General features: G+C 66.7%; 19 protein-coding genes. 8 read left to right on the plus strand and 11 right to left on the minus strand.

All coding sequences use genetic code 11. The features are described from left to right. The first annotated feature begins 111 nt into the window (after positions 1–111). The 4 genes from htpG (at position 112) to ABB28_RS08045 (ending at position 5,181) form a co-directional block, all read left to right on the plus strand. Positions 112–2,019 carry a molecular chaperone HtpG gene (htpG, locus tag ABB28_RS08030; RefSeq protein ID WP_057508136.1) on the plus strand — a complete coding sequence of 636 codons (1,908 nt, stop codon included), beginning with the start codon at positions 112–114 and terminating at the stop codon, positions 2,017–2,019. A 285-nt stretch (positions 2,020–2,304) separates the two neighbouring features. Beyond that, positions 2,305–3,696: a signal recognition particle-docking protein FtsY gene (ftsY, locus tag ABB28_RS08035; protein ID WP_057508137.1), complete on the plus strand. Its 1,392-nt coding sequence runs from the start codon at positions 2,305–2,307 to the stop codon at positions 3,694–3,696. A gap of 73 nt (positions 3,697–3,769) precedes the next feature. After that, positions 3,770–4,786 carry an A/G-specific adenine glycosylase gene (gene mutY, locus ABB28_RS08040; protein ID WP_057508165.1) on the plus strand — a complete coding sequence of 339 codons (1,017 nt, stop codon included), beginning with the start codon at positions 3,770–3,772 and terminating at the stop codon, positions 4,784–4,786. 125 nt (positions 4,787–4,911) lie between these two features. Further along, positions 4,912–5,181, plus strand: coding sequence for an oxidative damage protection protein (locus tag ABB28_RS08045; protein ID WP_057508138.1), 270 nt, complete (start codon positions 4,912–4,914; stop codon positions 5,179–5,181). On the opposite strand, the gene ABB28_RS08050 is transcribed toward ABB28_RS08045, so the two are convergent. From ABB28_RS08050 to ABB28_RS18365, 10 genes are all read right to left on the minus strand, one after another. Continuing rightward, complete coding sequence (locus ABB28_RS08050; protein ID WP_057508139.1) at positions 5,182–5,619, minus strand: DUF6491 family protein; 438 nt, start codon at positions 5,617–5,619, stop codon at positions 5,182–5,184. It abuts the gene before it with no gap. A 133-nt stretch (positions 5,620–5,752) separates the two neighbouring features. Then, positions 5,753–6,466: a lipoprotein-releasing ABC transporter ATP-binding protein LolD gene (gene lolD / locus ABB28_RS08055; RefSeq protein ID WP_057508140.1), complete on the minus strand. Its 714-nt coding sequence runs from the start codon at positions 6,464–6,466 to the stop codon at positions 5,753–5,755. Then, a complete protein-coding gene (locus tag ABB28_RS08060) occupies positions 6,459–7,700 on the minus strand; it encodes a lipoprotein-releasing ABC transporter permease subunit (RefSeq protein WP_057508141.1) in 1,242 nt (413 codons plus the stop codon). The genes lolD and ABB28_RS08060 overlap by 8 nt, the downstream gene beginning before the upstream one ends. Positions 7,701–7,735: 35 nt before the next feature. Further along, positions 7,736–8,176, minus strand: a complete 441-nt coding sequence (locus ABB28_RS08065; protein WP_057508142.1) for a hypothetical protein — start codon at positions 8,174–8,176, stop codon at positions 7,736–7,738. After that, positions 8,127–8,375, minus strand: coding sequence for an FAD assembly factor SdhE (locus ABB28_RS08070; RefSeq protein ID WP_042614010.1), 249 nt, complete (start codon positions 8,373–8,375; stop codon positions 8,127–8,129). Before ABB28_RS08070 ends, ABB28_RS08065 begins: the two co-directional genes overlap by 50 nt. 70 nt (positions 8,376–8,445) lie before the next feature. Beyond that, positions 8,446–9,231 carry a succinate dehydrogenase iron-sulfur subunit gene (locus ABB28_RS08075; protein WP_057508143.1) on the minus strand — a complete coding sequence of 262 codons (786 nt, stop codon included), beginning with the start codon at positions 9,229–9,231 and terminating at the stop codon, positions 8,446–8,448. A gap of 69 nt (positions 9,232–9,300) precedes the next feature. Further along, on the minus strand, positions 9,301–11,091 hold the full coding sequence (gene sdhA / locus ABB28_RS08080) for a succinate dehydrogenase flavoprotein subunit (RefSeq protein WP_057508144.1): 1,791 nt from the start codon (positions 11,089–11,091) through the stop codon (positions 9,301–9,303). 31 nt (positions 11,092–11,122) lie between these two features. Then, positions 11,123–11,509 (minus strand): succinate dehydrogenase, hydrophobic membrane anchor protein, encoded by a 387-nt coding sequence (gene sdhD, locus ABB28_RS08085; protein ID WP_057508145.1) that lies wholly within the window; start codon positions 11,507–11,509, stop codon positions 11,123–11,125. Beyond that, positions 11,506–11,901 (minus strand): succinate dehydrogenase, cytochrome b556 subunit, encoded by a 396-nt coding sequence (sdhC, locus tag ABB28_RS08090; RefSeq protein WP_057508146.1) that lies wholly within the window; start codon positions 11,899–11,901, stop codon positions 11,506–11,508. Before sdhC ends, sdhD begins: the two co-directional genes overlap by 4 nt. Positions 11,902–11,959: 58 nt before the next feature. Next, positions 11,960–12,133, minus strand: coding sequence for a DUF1674 domain-containing protein (locus tag ABB28_RS18365; RefSeq protein ID WP_083491974.1), 174 nt, complete (start codon positions 12,131–12,133; stop codon positions 11,960–11,962). A gap of 39 nt (positions 12,134–12,172) precedes the next feature. On the opposite strand from ABB28_RS18365, the gene ygfZ reads away from it, so the two are divergent. Then, positions 12,173–13,045: a CAF17-like 4Fe-4S cluster assembly/insertion protein YgfZ gene (gene ygfZ, locus ABB28_RS08095; RefSeq protein ID WP_057508147.1), complete on the plus strand. Its 873-nt coding sequence runs from the start codon at positions 12,173–12,175 to the stop codon at positions 13,043–13,045. A gap of 78 nt (positions 13,046–13,123) precedes the next feature. On the opposite strand, the gene ABB28_RS08100 is transcribed toward ygfZ, so the two are convergent. After that, positions 13,124–14,212, minus strand: a complete 1,089-nt coding sequence (locus ABB28_RS08100) for an ABC transporter ATP-binding protein (protein ID WP_057508148.1) — start codon at positions 14,210–14,212, stop codon at positions 13,124–13,126. Between the two features lie 342 nt (positions 14,213–14,554). Between ABB28_RS08100 and zwf the strand changes: the two genes are divergently transcribed. Genes zwf through pgl form a run of 3 tightly spaced genes read left to right on the plus strand, consistent with a single transcriptional unit; the run spans position 14,555 to position 17,717 of the window. Continuing rightward, positions 14,555–15,991 (plus strand): glucose-6-phosphate dehydrogenase, encoded by a 1,437-nt coding sequence (gene zwf / locus ABB28_RS08105; RefSeq protein WP_057508149.1) that lies wholly within the window; start codon positions 14,555–14,557, stop codon positions 15,989–15,991. Beyond that, positions 15,988–16,995, plus strand: coding sequence for a glucokinase (gene glk, locus ABB28_RS08110; RefSeq protein WP_057508150.1), 1,008 nt, complete (start codon positions 15,988–15,990; stop codon positions 16,993–16,995). Before zwf ends, glk begins: the two co-directional genes overlap by 4 nt. Then, positions 16,995–17,717, plus strand: a complete 723-nt coding sequence (gene pgl, locus ABB28_RS08115) for a 6-phosphogluconolactonase (protein ID WP_057508151.1) — start codon at positions 16,995–16,997, stop codon at positions 17,715–17,717. Before glk ends, pgl begins: the two co-directional genes overlap by 1 nt. The last annotated feature ends 16 nt before the right edge of the window (positions 17,718–17,733 follow it).

Here is a 17,733-nt window from a genome sequence, read left to right on the forward strand (position 1 = left end):
AGGGGCTCCGCCGTTCGCTGGCTGCCCGAAGGCCTTGATAACGGGACAATCACCCTCACCCCTTGCCCAGGCCGCACACGCTGGCGCGGCAATGACACGGAGCTCCATGCCATGACTGAAACGACACAGACCGAAACCCTTGGCTTCCAGACCGAAGTCAAGCAGCTGCTGCAGCTGATGATCCATTCGCTGTACTCGAACAAGGAAATCTTCCTGCGCGAACTGGTCTCCAATGCCGCCGACGCCGCCGACAAGCTGCGCTTCGAAGCATTGACCCAGCCGGCGCTGCTGGAAGGTGACAACGACCTGCGCGTGCGGGTCAGCTTCGATGCCGATGCCCACACGGTGACCATCGAAGACAACGGCATCGGCATGAGCCGCGAGGAAGCCATTGCCCACCTGGGCACCATCGCCAAGTCCGGCACCGGCGACTTCCTGCGCCAGCTGTCCGGCGACCAGAAGAAGGATTCCCAGCTGATCGGGCAGTTCGGCGTCGGCTTCTACAGCGCCTTCATCGTTGCCGACCAGGTCGATGTGTACTCGCGTCGTGCCGGCGCGCCGGCGGCCGAAGGCGTGCGCTGGTCCTCGCGCGGCGAAGGCGAGTTCGACATCGCCGCGGTGGAAAAGGCCGAGCGTGGTACCCGCATCGTGCTGCACCTGAAGGACGGCGAGCATGACTTCGCCGATGGCTGGCGCCTGCGCAGCATCCTGAAGAAGTATTCGGACCATATCGGCCTGCCGATCCAGATGCCGAAGGAAGCCGCTCCGGCCGAAGGTGAGACGGAAGCACCGGCGCTGGAATGGGAGACCGTCAACCGCGCCAGCGCGCTGTGGACCCGACCGCGCACTGAAGTCACCGATGCCGAGTACACCGAGTTCTACAAGCACGTGGCGCATGACCACAGCGATCCGCTGGCGTGGAGCCACAACAAGGTCGAAGGCAAGCTGGAATACACCTCGCTGCTGTACGTGCCCGGCCGCGCACCGTTCGACCTGTACCACCGCGAAGCGCCGAAGGGCCTGAAGCTGTACGTGCAGCGCGTGTTCGTGATGGACCAGGCCGAGCAGTTCCTGCCGCTGTACCTGCGCTTCATCAAGGGCGTGGTCGATTCCAACGATCTGTCGCTGAATGTTTCGCGCGAAATCCTGCAGTCCGGCCCGGTCATCGACTCGATGAAATCGGCGCTGACCAAGCGTTCGCTGGACATGCTGGAGAAGCTGTCCAAGGACAAGCCGGAGCAGTACGCCACGTTCTGGAAGGAATTCGGCCAGGTGCTGAAGGAAGGCCCGGCCGAGGACTACAACAACCGCGAAAAGGTCGCCGGCCTGCTGCGCTTTGCCTCTACCCGCGGCGAAGGCGATGCGCAGACGGTGTCGCTGGCCGACTACCTGGGCCGCATGGCCGAGGGCCAGGACAAGATCTATTACCTGACCGGCGAGAGCTACACCCAGGTGCGCAACAGCCCGCACCTGGAAGTGTTCCGCAAGAAGGGCATCGAAGTGCTGCTGCTGACCGACCGCATCGACGAGTGGCTGATGGGCTACCTGACCGACTTCGACGGCAAGCGCTTCGTGGATATCGCACGCGGCGACCTGGACCTGGGCGCGCTGGAAAGCGAGGAAGACAAGCAGGCGCAGGAATCGGCGGCCAAGGACAAGCAGGCGCTGGTGGAACGGTTGAAGACCGCCCTCGGCGATGACGTGGCCGAAGTGCGCGTGTCGCACCGCCTGACCGATTCGCCGGCGGTGCTGGCCATCGGCGAGCAGGACCTGGGCCTGCAGATGCGCCAGATCCTGGAAGCGAGTGGCCAGAAAGTGCCCGACAGCAAGCCGGTGCTGGAGATCAACCCGGGCCATCCGCTGATCGCCAAGCTCGACGCCGAAGCCGATGGCGAGCGCTTCGACGACCTCGGCCGGGTGCTGTTCGACCAGGCCGCGCTTGCCGCCGGTGACAGCCTGAAGGATCCGGGTGCCTACGTGGCGCGCTTGAACAAGCTGCTGCTGGAACTGTCTGCCTGAGCAGAGGGTGGGTGACGACCGCTGGTGGCTGACGACTGTTGGTGGCTGACGACCGCTGGTGGCTGACGACTGTTGGTGGCTGACGACCGTTGGTCGTCACGCCTCCAGCCGCTGCGCACGCCGAGCATGGCTCGGCGCTGCCGGTCACGGGCGCCGCCACGAAGGCGCCGCCCACCGGTAGTGACGGCCGCTGGCCGTCATTACCTCCCTGCGCTGCCCCCCTCCACACGGGCCCTGACGGGCCCGGTGGTAATCTACCCCCTGATCTAAAGCCGTTACCTGCCAATGCTCAGTTTCTTCCGCCGCAAAAAAGCCCAGGACGCCTCGCAGGTCGATGCGCCCAAGACCCAGCACTACTCGGCTGAAGAGCTCGCCGCTGCGTTTCCATCGGCCAGGCCGGCGCAGCCGCCGGAGCCGGTCGCCGCGCCGCTAGCGGAGGCACCCGCGCCCGTAGCGGAAGCAGCGCCGCAGCCGGTTGCACAACCGCCTGCAGCAGCGCCCGTGTTTGTACCTGCACCTGCGCCTGCACCTGCACCTGCACCTGCACCTGCACCCGTACCTCAATCTGCACCGGCCGCTGCCGCCCCCATCGCCGCGCCCACCCCGGAACGCGTGCTGGCGCCGGAAGATTTCGAAGCAGAAGCCCTCGCCGCTGCGGCGGTACTAGCTCCACTGGCCCCGGTCACCCCGGCGCCTGCACCGGCCGCCCCCGCCGCCGACCTGCCCGTGCTGGTCGATGCCGAGCCCGCCCCGGCCGGCAAGACCGGTTGGCGCGAGCGCCTGCGCAACAGCACTTTCGCACGCAGCTTCGGTGGCCTGTTCTCGCGCAATCCCAAGCTCGACGATGATCTGCTGGATGAAATCGAAACCGCACTGATCACCGCGGACGTGGGCGTCACCGCCAGTACGACGTTGGTGGAAAGCCTGCGCAAGCGCATGAAATCGCGCGAGTTCGCCGATGCCAATGCGCTGCTGGCCGCGCTGCGCGCGGACCTGATCGCGATCCTGAAGCCGGTCGCCCAGCCATTGCTGATCGACCGCAACGCCAAGCCGTTCGTGGTGCTCACCGTGGGCGTCAACGGCGTCGGCAAGACCACCACCATCGGCAAGCTGGCCAAGCGTTTCAAGGACGAAGGCCACAGCCTGATGCTGGCCGCCGGTGATACCTTCCGTGCCGCCGCCGTGGCGCAGCTGCAGGCCTGGGGCGACCGCAACGGCGTCACCGTGATCGCCCAGGGCCAGAACGCCGATGCCGCTTCGGTGGCCTTCGATGCGTTGCAGGCCGGCAAGGCACGCGGCACCTCGGTGTTGATCGCCGATACCGCCGGCCGCCTGCATACCCAGTCCGGCCTGATGAACGAGCTGGGCAAGATCCGCCGCGTGCTCGGCAAGATCGACCCCGGTGCGCCGCATGAAGTGCTGATGGTGATCGATGGCACCACCGGCCAGAACGCGCTGTCACAGCTGCGTCAGTTCAACGCGGCGGTGAATGTCACCGGCCTGGTGGTGACCAAGCTGGACGGTACCGCCAAGGGCGGCGTGGTGTTCGCGCTGGCGCAGGAGTTCGGCATTCCGATCCGTTTCGCCGGCATCGGCGAACGCCCGGAAGACCTGCGCGTGTTCGATCCCGAAGCCTTCGTCGACGCGCTGCTGCCCGAAGCGCTCGGCAGTGCCTGAGGCCGCCACCGCGGTTGCGGCCACGCCAGCACAGGCGTCGGCCGCCGGCGGTGATGACCGGTTCGTCGCACGGCTGCTGCACTGGTTCGACCAGCACGGCCGCCATGACCTGCCCTGGCAGCACCCGCGCACGCCGTACCGGGTGTGGCTGTCGGAAATCATGCTGCAGCAGACCCAGGTCGCGACGGTCATCCCGTATTTCCTGAAGTTCCTGCAGCACTTCCCCACCCTGCCCGACCTGGCTGCGGCCGACAACGATGCGGTGATGGCGCAGTGGGCCGGACTCGGCTACTACGCCCGCGCACGCAACCTGCATGCCGCCGCCAAACGCTGCGTGGCCGACCACGGCGGCGAACTGCCGCGCGACTTCGATGCGCTGCACGCGCTGCCCGGCATCGGCCGCAGCACCGCCGGCGCGATCCTCAGCCAGGCCTGGAACGATCCGTTCGCCATCCTGGATGGCAACGTCAAGCGCGTGCTGACCCGCTACCACGGTATCGAAGGATTCCCCGGCCTGCCGGTTGTCGAACGGCCGCTGTGGGCGTTGGCCGAAGCGCACGTGGCCCACGTGCCGGCCGGACGGATGGCCGATTACACCCAGGCGCAGATGGACCTGGGCGCGACACTGTGCACGCGCAGCCGGCCGGCCTGCGTGATCTGCCCGCTGCAGGAAGACTGCGTGGCGCGACGCGAGGGACGCACCGCCGAACTGCCTACGGCCAAGCCGGGCAAAGTGCTGCCGGAACGCGAAGCGACGGCCCTGTGGCTGCGCGACGGACACGGACGCGTGCTGCTGCAGAAGCGCCCGGAGACCGGAATCTGGGCCTCGCTGTGGACCCTGCCGCAGGCCGACAGCGGCGCGGCGCTGCAGGAGTGGTTCGATGCGAACGTGGACGGGGCGCTGGAAGATGCCGAGGAACTGCCGGTGTTGCAGCACACCTTCAGCCACTACCGTCTGCACCTGCAGGTACTGCGCACGCGCGTGCAGGGCCTGAAGCACGAGCATCCGATGCTGCGCTGGGTGGCGGCCGTGGACCTGCCCGCACTGGGCCTGCCCGCGCCCATCCGCAAGCTGCTGCAGGCAGGCTGAGCGCAGGCACCCGGCCGCGCCGAGCCATGCCTGGCGCGCGTTGTCCCGCCACTGCGATCCCGTATACAAAGGCCGCCGAGCGTGGCTCGGCGCTACACTAGCCCTTCGAACACGAGTACCTGCCCATGCCCCGCACCATTTTCTGCCAGTACCAGCAAGCCGACGCCGAAGGCCTGGATTTCGTGCCCTACCCCGGCGAGCTTGGCCAGCGCATCTTCGCCAACGTCGGCAAGCCGGCCTGGAGCGCGTGGCTGGCCCACCAGACCATGCTGATCAACGAAAACCGGCTGTCGCCGCGCGATCCCAAGCACCGTGCATTCCTGGAAGAAGAACTGGTCAAGTACCTGTTCTCCGGCAACGCGGAAAAGCCGCCGGGCTTCGTGCCGGAAGCCTGATCAGTCCTCGCGCGCCTGCGCCTGCGCGTGCCGCAGCTGCTGCTCTGAAGTCCGCAGTGCCTTGACGTCCAGCGGGCGGATGCTGCCGATGTAACAGGGCATCTGCGGGCCCGGGCCCGGCCCGCGCACCAGCACCTTGTCCAGCCGCGCCGATACCCGCCCGACCCGGCTGGTCAGCCCGATCGCCTGCGCATACGGCAGGTCCGGGCACGGCCCGGTCAACTCCAGCAGGAAGGCCTGGCCCGGCCGGGTCCACACCGCCAGCGCGCTGTCGCCCAGTTCGTTCCAGCCGTTGAGGTTGCCCTGGAAGGGCATGTCGCTCTGCGGCGCACCGGCGTGGGCGCGGTACAGCGCCAGCCGTTGGTCGCTGCCCAGCCGCCCACTGCTGGCACAGGCGGCAAGGCTGGCGCACAGGACGGCAATCATCAGGCGTTTCATGGCGGGGCTCCATGGGGATCAAGCCGATGATGCAGCCACGCCCGTGAACCCGGTAGTGACGGCCGCTGGCCGTCACAGCAAATGACGGTGGACGACCGTCAGCAGAAATGACGGCCAGCGGCCGTCACTACCCTCAGATCTCGGCGTGGGCCAGCGCGTGCAGCTTGCCTTCGCGCAGTTCCAGCACGCGGTCCAGCTTGCGCGCCAGGCTGCGGTCATGGGTGACCAGCACCAGCGAGGTATGCCGGGCGCGATTGAGTTCCAGCATCAGCTCGAACACGGTGCCGGCGGTGCGGTCATCCAGGTTGCCGGTGGGTTCGTCGCCTAGCACGCAGGCCGGCTGGTTGACCAACGCGCGCGCCACGGCAGCGCGTTGGCGCTCGCCACCGGACAGTTCACCGGGCTTGTGCTGCAGGCGATGACCAAGGCCCACCGACTCCAGCAGCTGCCGGGCGCGGTCATTGGCCGCCGCCACTTCGCCACCGCCCAGCAGCACCGGCATCATCACGTTTTCCAGCGCGGTGAACTCCGGCAGCAGGTGGTGGAACTGGTACACGAAGCCCAGCGCACGATTGCGCAGCAGGCCACGGGCGCCGTCGGACAGCGTGGACATCTGCTGGCCGGTGACGAACACCTCGCCTGCACTCGGCGTGTCCAGCCCGCCCAGCAGGTGCAGCAGCGTGCTCTTGCCGGCACCGGAGGCGCCGATGATCGCCACGGTTTCGCCGGCGCTGACCTGCAGGTCCAGTCCATCGAACACCGGCGTATGCATCCGGCCTTCGGCATAGGTCTTGCCCAGCGCCTGCGCGCGGATCACTTCCTGCCCGGGGGAGAAAACTTCATTCATAACGCAGCGCCTCCGCGGGCTGGGTGCGGGCGGCGCGCCACGCCGGGTACAGGGTGGCCAGGAAGCTCATCAGCAGCGCCACCACGGTGATCACCACGATGTCGGCGGTCTGCATGTCGGTCGGCAGGCCGGTGATGTAATACACGTCCTCCGGCAGCAGCTTGACGTTGAACACCGCCTCGATGGCGGCGAGGATCCGTTCCAGGTTGAGGGTCAGGGTGATGCCGCCGATCACGCCGGCGACGGTGCCGATGATGCCGATCAGCGAACCCTGCACCATGAACACCCCCATCACCCCGCGCGGGGTCAGCCCCAGCGTGCGCAGGATGGCGATGTCGGCCTGCTTGTCGGTCACCAGCATCACCTGCGAAGACACCAGGTTGAAGGCGCCCATCGCGATGATCAGCGACAGCAGGATGCCCATCACCACCTTCTCCATCCGCAGCGAGTGGTACAGGTTGGCGTTCTGCTGGGTCCAGTCGCTGACCCGGTAGCCGCCACCCAGGCGCTGGGCGAGGTCCACGCCCACGGTGAGCGCCTGGTCCATGTCATGCAGCTTCAGGCGCACGCCGGTGGCCCCGTCGATGCGCAGCACGCGCTCCAGGTCCTGCATGTTCGCGAAGGCGACGCCGCGGTCGATTTCGTTGTAGCCGGCTTCGAAGATGCCGCTGACGGTGAAGCGTTTCATGCGCGGGATCGCGCCCATCGGCGTGCCCTGCACTTCGGCCAGCGTCGCCACCACCTGGTCGCCGACATCCACGCCCAGCCAGGTCGCCAGCTCCTGGCCGAGGATGATGTTGTAGCTGCCCTGCGCAAGGCTGTCGAAGCGGCCCTTCTTCATCTTCTCGGCAACCACCGAGACCTTCGGCTCCATCGCCGGGTCCACGCCCTGCACCAGTGCGCCCTGCACGCGCGGACCGCTGATCATCGCCTGGATCTCGATGTACGGCGCGGCACCGGCCACGCGCGGGTCCTTGTAGGACACGTCCACGGCGCGCTGCCAGTCGCTCATCGGCTCGCCATCGCGGGTAATCGTGGTGTGCGCGGACATCTGCAGCAGGCGGTCGCGGATTTCCTTCTGGAAACCACTCATCACCGCCAGCGTGGTGATCAGCACGGTCACGCCCAGCGCAATGCCGAGGATCGATGCCATCGAAATGAAGGAGATGAAGCCGTTGCGGCGCTTGGCCCGCAGGTAGCGCAGGCCGATGGCCACGGGAATGGGTTTGAACATGCAGGTGCGCCAATAGATTCAGCGTATGGTGCCACCTACGGCGGCTTACGGGAAACCTGCCGTGCGCGGACGGCCAGACGCAGTTCACGTCGTTGGCCGGCAGACAGCACATCCGGCCAGAAAAGCAGCACGCCGCGCTGTTTCCCCGGGCCCTGCCAGCGCAGCTGCAGCCACGGGCCGCGTACGTACAGCGCAGGGTCTTCCAGCTCCCGCCCATCCAGCAGCAGGGGGCGCGGCGCGTCCTGCAGCCACAGCACGCGACACGACGCGCCCAGCCGGCGCCACAGCAGCACCGCCAGCACCAGCCAGCACAGCAGCACGGCCGGCGGCTGCAGGCGCGCAGGCAGCCCACTGGCGCCGATCAGCCACGGTGCGGCCAGCAGCACCAACGCCTCGGCCACGGCCTGCAGCCGCGACGGGCGCCATTCAAGCCTTGAGGGTGCGGATCCGGTCGAGCAAGGGGACGGCGTGTGCATGCGGGCAGGCCTCGTAACCCATGAACCACCGCCACAACTTATCGTCCTCGCAATCGAGCAGGAACAGGAAAACCTCCCGCTCTTCGGCCGGGGCCGTGGCCCATTCGCGGTCGAGGTAATGCTCGAACAGCTGGTCCAGCTCACGCATGCCGCGGCGGCAACGCCAGCGCAGCTTCTTCAACAGGATCGCTTCGTCCATCGTCATTCCCGGATAACGCAACGCCGAGCAGGGCTCGGCGTCGCGGGGTACTACACGGCAACCGCACCAGTCAGGCGCGGCGGGCCATCATCAGCTTCTTGATCTCGGCAATCGCCAGCGCCGGGTTCAGGCCCTTCGGGCAGGTCCGTGCGCAGTTCATGATGGTGTGGCAGCGGTACAGCTTGAACGGATCTTCCAGATCGTCCAGGCGCGCACCGGTGTCCTCATCACGCGAATCGATGATCCAGCGGTAGGCCTGCAGCAGAATCGCCGGGCCCAGGTAACGCTCACCGTTCCACCAGTAGCTCGGGCAGCTGGTGGAGCAGCACGCGCACAGGATGCACTCGTACAGGCCGTCCAGCTTGCGGCGGTCTTCCGGCGACTGCAGGCGCTCGCGGTCCGGCGGTGCCGGGGTCTGCGTGCGGATCCACGGCTTGATCGACGCATACTGCGCGTAGAAGTGGGTCAGGTCCGGCACCAGGTCCTTGACCACGCTCATGTGCGGCAGCGGGTAGATCGGCACTTCCTTCTTGCCGCAGTCCGCGATGGCGCGGGTGCAGGCCAGCGTATTGGTGCCGTCGATGTTCATCGCGCACGAACCGCAGATGCCCTCGCGGCACGAACGACGGAAGGTCAGCGTCGGATCGATCTCGTTCTTGATCTTGATCAGCGCGTCCAGGACCATCGGGCCGCACGCATCCAGGTCGATCTCGTACGTATCGGTACGCGGGTTGCTGTCGTCGTCCGGACTCCAGCGGTAGACCTTGAAGGTACGCAGGTTCTTCGCACCGCTGGCGGCGGGGAAGTGCTTGCCCTTCGTGATCTTTGAATTCTTCGGCAGGGAAAACTCGGCCATGGCTGCTCTCGTTGGCTCAGGCGGCCCGCGCCGTCAAGGCGCGGATTGCATGGTAGGCGGGGGTCGCGATCAGTACACGCGCGGCTTCGGCGGCACCACGTCAACCTCGTCGGTCAGCGTGTACATGTGCACCGGACGGTAATCGAAGCTGCACTTGCCCTTGTCGTCGACCTTGACCAGCGTGTGCTTGTGCCAGTTGACGTCGTCGCGGTCCGGGAAGTCTTCGTGCGCATGCGCACCACGGCTTTCCTTGCGCTGCTCGGCCGAGTTGATCGTCGCCACTGCATTGAGCAGCAGGTTGTTCAGCTCGTAGGTTTCGATCAGGTCCGAGTTCCAGACCAGCGAGCGATCGCTGACCTTGACGTCCTGGAACGAATCGAAGATGCCGGCCATCTTCTCGCAGCCTTCCTTCAGCGTCTGGCTGGTGCGGAACACGGCCGCATCGGCCTGCATGGTCCGCTGCATGTTGTCGCGGATCACCGACGTCGGCGTATCGCCCTTGGCATAGCGCAGCTTGTCCAGCAGGCCCAGCGCCTTGTCGCAGGCATCGGCCGGCAGCGGCTTGTGCGAAGCGCCCGGCTTGATGGTTTCGGCGCAACGGTTGGCCACCGCACGCCCGAACACCACCAGGTCCAGCAGCGAGTTGGAGCCCAGGCGGTTGGCGCCGTGCACCGAAACGCAGGCCGCTTCGCCGATGGCGTACAGGCCCGGGATCACTGCATCGGGGTTGTCGCCGTCGATGCGCACCACTTCACCGTGGAAGTTGGTCGGGATGCCACCCATGTTGTAGTGCACGGTCGGGATGACCGGGATCGGCTGCTTGTGCACGTCCACGCCGGCGAAGATGCGCGCGCTTTCGGCGATACCCGGCAGCTTGTCGTCGATCACGCCCGGGCCGAGGTGGGTCAGGTCGAGCAGGATGTGGTCCTTGTGCTCGCCGACGCCGCGGCCTTCGCGGATTTCCACGGTCATCGAACGTGCAACCACGTCGCGCGATGCCAGGTCCTTGTAATGCGGTGCGTAACGCTCCATGAAGCGCTCGCCGCTGCTGTTGCGCAGGATGCCGCCTTCGCCGCGCACGCCTTCGGTGATCAGGCAGCCCGCGCCGTAGATACCGGTCGGGTGGAACTGCACGAACTCCATGTCCTGCATCGCGATGCCCGCGCGCATGGCCAGGCCGCCGCCATCACCAGTGCAGGTGTGGGCGGAGGTGGCGCTGAAGTACGCACGGCCGTAGCCGCCGGTGGCCAGCACCACGCCCTGGGCGCGGAACAGGTGCAGCGAACCTTCGGCCATGTCGATGGCCAGCACGCCGCGGCAGGTACCGTCTTCGTCGAAGATCAGGTCCAGCGCGAAGTATTCGATCATGAAGCGCGCATCGTGCTTCAACGACTGCTGGTACAGCGTGTGCAGCATGGCGTGGCCGGTACGGTCAGCCGCCGCGCAGGTACGCTGCGCCGCCGGGCCTTCGCCGTACTTGGTGGTCATGCCGCCGAACGGGCGCTGGTAGATCTTGCCCTCTTCGGTACGGCTGAACGGCACGCCGTAGTGCTCCAGCTCGATGATCGCCGGGATCGCCTCGCGGCACATGTACTCGATGGCGTCCTGGTCACCCAGCCAATCCGAGCCCTTGATCGTGTCGTAGAAGTGGTAGCGCCAGTCGTCCTCGCCCATGTTGCCGAGCGCGGCGGAGATGCCACCCTGGGCAGCAACGGTGTGCGAACGGGTCGGGAAGACCTTGGTCAGGCACACGGTCTGCAGGCCCTTGGCGGCCAGTCCGAAGGTCGCGCGCAGGCCGGCACCGCCGGCGCCCACCACGACCATGTCGTACTTGTGTTCGGTGATCTTGTAAGCGGACATCTACTCTGTATTCCTGTCTTGGTGCCTGGGTTCAGGCCGCGCCGAGCGCGATGCGGACCACAGCAAACACACTGACAATGGCGCCGAGCACGGCAACGAACTTCACCGTGGTCTGCAGCGCGAGGGCCAGCAGCGAATTATGGATGTAGTCTTCCAGCACGATCTGCAGGCCAAGCTGGGCGTGCCAGAACATGGCGACCAGGAAGCCCACCACCAGCACCGCATTCCACGGCTTGGCGATGGCCGCCGTGGCGGTCACATAATCGGCGCCGAGCAGGCTCAGCACGAACACCAGGAACCAGATCGACAGCACCACCAGCGCGGTGGCGGTCAGGCGCTGGTGCACGAAGTGCTCGGTGCCGGTCTTGGCAGCGCCGAGGCCACGCACGTTCTTCAACGGGGTGCGGTAACGGTTCATGCGGCACCTCCGGAAACCAGCACGTAGGCCCAGACCAGGGCGGTGATGACCAGCGATGCGAACACCGACAGCCAGCTGCTGCGCACGAAGGCCGGGATGCTGAAGCCGATCGCGAAGTCCTGCACGATATGGCGCAGGCCATTGCACAGGTGGTACGCGAAGGCCCAGGTCCAGGCAAACAGGAACAGCTTGCCGTACCAGGCGCCAGCGTGGTCGGTGAAGCAGGTCCAGGAGGCGGGGCCCATCATCAGGGCGAGCAGGCCGCCGGCGATGATCAAGGCTCCAACAGACAGAAAGATGCCCGTGGCTCGATGCAGGATCGAGGTGGCCATCTGGATCTGCCAGCGATACACCTGGAGGTGCGGGGAAAGGGGGCGTTCTCGGGTCGCCATTCGCTGGGCTCGTTGTCTCGGCTGGGCGGCACAACTGCCGCGTTGGCTCAATGCTGGATCAGAAATCGATGCAGCGTCCGTTTTTCTCCCAATCACCGTACCGCACCGGATCAAGTCCGCCGCGGCCACCGTATTCCTTCTGCTCAGCAGGCGTGCCTTCGGGCGCGGGCGCCTTCGGATCCAGCGGGGCTTCAGATTCGGTGTCGGGAGTGGGGGTTGTTTGGCCTATCATCAGGATTCTCGCAACGCACAAATTCTAGACCTCGTTCACGTGCCTGACAACCTTTCCCCCGAATTAGTTCCATATGCCCTGCTGGAAGACCGCCAGTTGGTGTCCCTTTCCGGACCCGATGCGGTGGTGTTCGCGCAGGCCCAGTTCTCCAGTGATGTGGCCGCGCTGAGCGATTCGCATTGGCAGTGGAGTGCGTGGTTGACCGCCAAAGGCCGCACGATCGGCGTGTTTCAGCTCATCCGCCTGGATTCGGATGCCTTGCTGCTGGTGTTCGCAGACGGCGACGCAGATGAGATTGCTTCGCAGTTGCAGCGTTTCGTGTTCCGTCGCAAGGTCAAGATAAGCCGTCGCGACGATCTGCAGGTGCGGGGCACATTTGCCGAACCGCAGACCGCCGTGGGCGCAACCGTGAGCGGTTCGCTGGATGACATGCTGGAGCTGGACCTCGGTACTGCGGACCTGCCGCGGGCGATGCGCATCACCGCCGCTTCTGCCGGCGATGCCGCAACACAGAGCGATGCCGCCTTCACCGCGGCATGGCGCCAGGCCGACCTGCGACTGGGCCTGCCCCGCCTGGTGCCGGGCCAGCGCGAACACTGGACCCCGCAGCAGTTGGGGCTGGATCGGCTGAACGGCTACAGCGTCCGCAAGGGCTGCTACCCCGGCCAGGAAATCGTGGCGCGCACGCATTTCCTGGGCAAGGCCAAACGGGCATTGCAGCTGCTGCAGCTGTCTGCCGGCGCCGAACCGGGTGCCAGCGTGGAGCAGGATGGCAGCGTGCTCGGCAGTATCGCCAGCGTAGCCGACGAACTGGCACTGGCGGTGTTGCCGCTGGAAACCAGTGATGCCGCGCTGAGCGTGGGCGGCCAGCCGGCGCAGCGCTTGCCGCTGCAGGACGGCCTGGCAAGGTAGTGACGACCGTTGGTCGTCACCGGGGTTGCTGACGGCCAGCGACCGTCACTACCGGGCCGGCGGCCGTCGCTACCGGGATCACGCGTTGAGGCGTTCGCCGGTTTCCGCATCGAAGAAGTGCAGTGCGTTGGGCTGCACGGCCAGTTTCAGCGTCTCGCCCACCGCCGGCAGCGCGCGTGGCGCCACGCGCATGGTCAGCGCATGCTGGCCGCTGACCAGGTTGACGAAGATTTCGTTGCCCACCGGCTCGATGCCTTCGATTCGTGCCTCGAAGGTCCATTCGGCACCAGCGTCGGCCGGCTGCAGGTGCTCCGGGCGCACGCCCACCGCGATCGGCTTGTCCAGCCAGCGCGGATCGATGGTGGCGTGGCCCAGCGGCGCCTTCCAGTCGCCATCGCTCACCACCACGCCGGACGCGCTGGCCTGCAGGGTGCCACGCAGCACGTTCATCGCCGGGCTGCCAAGGAAGCCGGCGACAAACAGATTGGCCGGACGGTCGTACAGCTCCATCGGCGTGTCGATCTGCTGGATCACGCCGTCCTTCAACACCACGATGCGCTGGCCGAGCGTCATCGCCTCCACCTGGTCGTGGGTGACGTAGATCATCGTGGTACCCAGCTTGCGGTGCAGCTGGGCGATTTCGGTGCGCACGCTGTGGCGCAGCTTGGCGTCCAGGTTGGACAGCGGCTCATCCAGCAGGAACACCGCCGGCTCGCGCACCAGCGCCCGGCCCAGCGCCACGCGCTGGCGCTGGCCGCCGGACATCGCCTTGGGCAGCTTGTCCATCATGTCGGTCAGGCCCAGCGTCTGCGCCGCTTCGCTGATGCGCTTGTCGATGGTGGCCTTGTCGTGGCCGCGCAGCTTCAGGCCGAAGGCCAGGTTCTCGGCCACGGTCATGTGCGGGTACAGCGCGTAGCTCTGGAACACCATGGCGATGTCACGGTCTTTCGGTGCCACGTCGTTGACCACGCGCTCGCCGATGGTCAGCGTGCCGCCACTGATCTCTTCCAGGCCGGCGATCATCCGCAGCAGGGTCGACTTGCCACAGCCCGACGGTCCCACCAATACCATCAGCTCGCCATCGGCGACCTCGAAGGTAGCGTCCTTCACCGCGACCTGGCCGTTGTCGTAGACCTTGCGCACACCCTGCAACTGCACTTTTGCCATATCACTCTTCCAGTCCGCCCGTCGCCGGGGCTGTTGCACGTGGACTGCCTTCGGCCCTCCCGATGGCAGTGTTTTTGCCTCAGTGCCGCATGACGGCGCCAATGCAATCGAATACAGTTGCACATTCTGCCATGTAAACGTTTTCACGTGGCAGTATCCCTAGGTCGAAACGCATCATCTGCGTCACGATGTACGGACAGTACCCCGCCCGCCCGTGGCTGGTCGTACCGGCAGACGCCGGATGGCCCGCTGCAGCAGGCGGACAACGCAGTAAAAAACCTTCCCCGGAACCCAGCCAGGCAGCGATTGACAACGATGTCACCCGGATCTGAAACTCGAGCGATGCACGATACCCTCTTCCTGTTCGGCGCCACTGGCGATCTGGCCCAGCGCTATCTCTTCCCGTCCCTGCTGCGCCTGCTTGGCGATGGCCTGTTGCCGGAAGACTTCAAGGTCCGCGCCCTGGCGCTCTCACCGCATGACACCGAGGCCTTCCGGGACATCCTGCGTCCTCGCCTGCAGCAGGCGATGCCGCTGGCCACCGCCGAAGACATCGCCTCGCTGCTGCAGCGTATCGACTACCGTTCGGTGGACCTGCGCAACGCCGATTCGGTGGCCGAAGCGGTGTCCGACCTGGTCGACCGCCGCTGTGTCAGCTACCTGGCCATTCCGCCGGGCCTGTACATCTCCACCTGCGAAGGCCTGGCCAAGGGCGGCGCCCTGGCGGCACCGCACCGGCTGATGCTGGAAAAGCCGATCGGCAGCGACAGCGAAAGTGCCGAACAGATCATCAGCACCATCGGCCAGTGGATCGACGAAGACCGCGTGTTCCGCCTGGACCACTACCTGGGCAAGGCGGCGGTGCAGAACCTGATCGCACTGCGCTTCGGCAACACCCTGCTGGAAGCGGTATGGAACCGCAACTACATCGAATCGGTGCACATCCTGGTATCCGAGAGCGAAGGCGTGGACGGGCGCGATGCCTACTACGCACGCTCCGGCGCGCTGCGTGACATGGTGCAGAGCCATATCCTGCAGCTGCTGTGCCTGGTGGCGATGGAGCCGCCGGCATCGCTGGAAGCCGACCGCATCCGCGATGAGAAGGTCAAGGTGCTGCGCTCGCTGCGTCCGCTGGATGCCAAGCACGCCGCGCGTGACAGCGTGCGTGGCCGCTACACCGCCGGCACCATCAACGGCCAGCCCGCCCAGGCCTACCAGCCGCCGGAAGGCAGCGACGTGGAAACCTTCGCCGGGGTCACCGCGCATATCGACAACTGGCGCTGGAGCGGGGTGCCGTTCCACCTGGTCACCGGCAAGCGCCTGCCCGAGCGCACCAGCCGCGTGGTGGTGACGCTCAAGCCGGTCACCCACTGGCTGTTCGAACGTCCGCACCGTGGCCAGGCCACGCCGAACCGCCTGGTGTTCCAGCTGCAGCCGCAGGAAAACATCGAACTGGGCCTGATGAGCAGCCTGGCCGGCCCGGAATGGGGCGCGCTGGAACTGCAGCCGCTGGAGCTGGAACTGTCCGTGCCGACCGGCCTGCACCGCCGCATCGCCTACGAGCGCCTGTTCCTGGATGCATTCAACGGCAACCACGCCCTGTTCGTGCGCGATGATGAAGTGCGTGCGGCCTGGCAGTGGATCGACAGCGTGGCCGATGCCTGGAAGAACGCCGAGCTGCCGCTGCAGCCCTACCCCGCCGGATCGTGGGGCCCGGACGCCGCAGCCGGCTTCCTGCCCGGCGACGTCGATGGCAACACGGTCGGGGACAAGGCATGACGGGGCTGGCGCAGCCGATCCTGGTCGCCGACATCGGCGGTACCAACGCGCGTTTCGCGCTGGCGGACACCGCCGACAGCAGCCCCCTGCTGGAAGACAGCATCCGCGAATTCCCGGTGGTGGACTTCCCTTCGCTCGGTGATGCCGCGCGCCACTACCTGCAGGAAGTGGATGCCGAAGCCAGCCGCGGCGTGTTCGCGGTGGCCGGCCGCGTGGACGGCGACGAGGCCCGCATCACCAACCACCCTTGGGTGATTTCGCGCAGCCGCACCGCCGCCATGCTCGGTTTTTCCGAGCTGCACCTGATCAACGATTTCGCTGCCCAGGCCATGGCCATTTCGCTGCTGCAGCCCAAGGACGTGGTGCAGATCGGCGGGGCCAGCTGGAGCCCGCGACGCAGCGGTGCGCCGGCCAACTACGGTGTCATCGGCCCGGGCACCGGGCTTGGCGTCGGCGGCCTGGTGATCCGCCACGACCGCTGCTTCCCGCTGGAAACCGAAGGCGGCCATGTCAGCTTCCCGCCGGGCACGCCGGAAGAGATCCGCATCCTGGAAATCCTCTCCGAAACGTTCGGTCGCGTCTCCAACGAACGCCTGATCTGCGGTCCCGGCCTGGTCAACATCCATCGCGCCGTGTGCGAGATGGCCGGCTTCGATCCCGGCCACCTGAAGCCGGCCGACGTCACCGCACGCGCTGGCGCGGGTGATCCGCAGGCGATGCGTGCGGTGGACCTGTTCTGCGCCATCTTCGGTGCGATCGCCGGCGACCTGGTGCTGATCCAGGGCGCATGGGACGGCGTGTTCCTGACCGGCGGACTGGTGCCGCGCATGCTGGAATCCCTGCAGCACTCCGGTTTCCGCCAACGCTTCGAACACAAGGGGCGTTTCTCTTCGATCATGGGCCGGGTTCCGTCCCTGGCGGTGATCCATCCCAATCCCGGCCTGCTGGGCGCGGCGGCTTACGCCGTCGATGCCGAGTGCGCCGTTGCCGGAGCTGCTGCCTGATGCCTACTGCGTTCTCTTCCGACCGCGTCGAGTTCATCGCCCACCGCGAGGCCGATGGCTGGATCGAAGCGGTCGCCGCCGACATGGCGAAGATCCTCAATGCCGACATCGCCGAACACGGCCGTGCGCGCATGCTGCTGTCCGGCGGCACCACGCCGGCACCGGTGTACCAGGCACTGGCCGAACTGGACGTGCACTGGGACCGGGTGGAAGTGAGCCTGGCCGATGAGCGCTGGCTGTCGCCGCAGGATCGCGACAGCAACGCGCACCTGGTCCGCGAAAGCTTCCTGCAGCGCGCCGAAGGGGCGCATTTCGATCCGCTGGTACGCATCGGAAAGCCGTTGCCGGAGTGCGTGTACACCGCCAACCTGCAGGCCCAGTACAGCCTGCCACCGAGCGTGGTGGCGCTGGGCATGGGCAATGACGGGCACACCTGCTCGCTGTTCCCCGGTTCGCGCGACCTGCAGCGCGCCCTGGAAAGCACCCTGCCCTATGCCGCACTGGATGCGACCGGTTGCCCCGGTTCGAACCAGTGGCCGCTGCGCATCACGCTGACCCCGCACGGCCTCCGCGCCTGCCGCCAGCGCCTGCTGCTGCTGCGCGGCAAGCAGAAACTGGAAGTCCTGCAACACGCGCTGGACAGCAACGACGTCCAGCAGTATCCGATCCTCGCCGCCATCGACCAGCCCGGCCCGCGCCTGCGCGTGCACTGGGCCGACTGATCCGACGTTCCCTCTC

It is taken from the genome of Stenotrophomonas chelatiphaga (genome assembly GCF_001431535.1).
Classification (GTDB): domain Bacteria; phylum Pseudomonadota; class Gammaproteobacteria; order Xanthomonadales; family Xanthomonadaceae; genus Stenotrophomonas; species Stenotrophomonas chelatiphaga.